The sequence below is a fragment of the Streptomyces sp. NPDC052107 genome (assembly GCF_040680215.1).
GTDB lineage: Bacteria > Actinomycetota > Actinomycetes > Streptomycetales > Streptomycetaceae > Streptomyces.
Window position 1 is genome coordinate 1 of record NZ_JBFAWG010000300.1, and the last position, 1,228, is coordinate 1,228.

A 1,228-nucleotide genomic window follows, 5' to 3' on the forward strand; every position below is an offset into this window, starting at 1 on the left:
CTCTGCTGTAGCGATTCCCACGCCTTGCCACTGTGGATGATCAGGAGCCACTACGAGAGTGACAGGGTGGTCAGATGTGGCGATGGACCGCCTGTCGAACCGGAAAAGGGTCCAGTGGCAGTCACGAAGATACGCTGCTGTAGGGGGGAGGAGGCTACTCAGCAAGCGAACGTGTTGGTTCGCGCTCGGAGCCATGTCAGGCCCGCCGGGCTTGGTAATGTCTCGCCACTCGTCATCCAGTTCTTCGTCTGATACTGGCCGAGACTCAGAATTCTGTATGAGGGAGCGAAGGGCCTCCTTTCCGGAAACGCCAACTATCAACCGGATCATCTCGGCATTCATATACCCCTGGCTATACCTCACATCCTGCGAACGGAGATGCTGTAGCGCGACCCATGTGGCAAATGCCTCTCGTGCTTCTCCCTCAATCGGCCACACTCCTGCAAGGATGTCACTCAGTGCTTCTGCAGCAGCGCCTTCGATTTTACCGAATGCTCTTTCGAAGGCGTCTGAAAGAGACCCATCGGGCAGAGTAACCGTGTAGAAGTCCTTGATGACTGATGCGTCACGAATGGACAAAACGATTGACGGTTCTCCAGGGAGCGAAACTCGACGAATCCCCCCCGATTGGTCCGCGAAGCCCTTCAAATAGAACTTGGAAACGGTGTGTTGTCGCCGAATCCGTTCAGCCATTGTGCCCTCTGATTCGTTTTTCACTATTGACGTTTTGGGTGCAAGTGTCGCCGAACATGATTCCATGTTGGTGACTTTTATAACTTTATGGCGTGCTGGATGATCCGTCGCGCGTATGCGATTGTGATCGACTAGTGGAATGGTTAGTGGCCATCCGTTCCGAGGATTCCAACTTCTTCGCACACTGCCAGATGCAAGTCGATGGAAGCCTCCGAGATCTCTTCTGCAACGTCGCGCCTACCTAAACTTCGAGGTATGGGGAAGTTGCTGACGCTCAGCTCGTCCGCCCAGTTGACCACATGGTGAAAAATCGCACCGGCGATTTCATCGGCTCGTGTGCCCTTCCAGTGATTGCGGAAATGCATTGCGGAGATTAAAACACTCGCAAAAGGGTCAGCTGTTGCGAGTCTCGATTCTTCGATGTCCTCTAGAGTTGCCTTTCGTTTGGATTTGATTGAGCCATATCGTTGCAGGCTTCGCACCCATGTGCCGAACTGGACGCGAAAATCCTGGTAGGCGGAGATCCGTCTCATCT

Annotated in this window: 2 protein-coding genes; both read right to left on the reverse strand. The window is 53.7% G+C overall.

What is annotated here, in order from left to right:
- The coding region (locus tag AB0M27_RS47980; RefSeq protein ID WP_365732484.1) for a DUF4238 domain-containing protein at window positions 1-759 on the reverse strand (759 nt) is incomplete at its 3' end.
- A 77-nt stretch (window positions 760-836) separates the two neighbouring features.
- Window positions 837-1,228: hypothetical protein (locus AB0M27_RS47985; RefSeq protein WP_365732485.1), on the reverse strand; the 392-nt coding region annotated here is incomplete at its 5' end.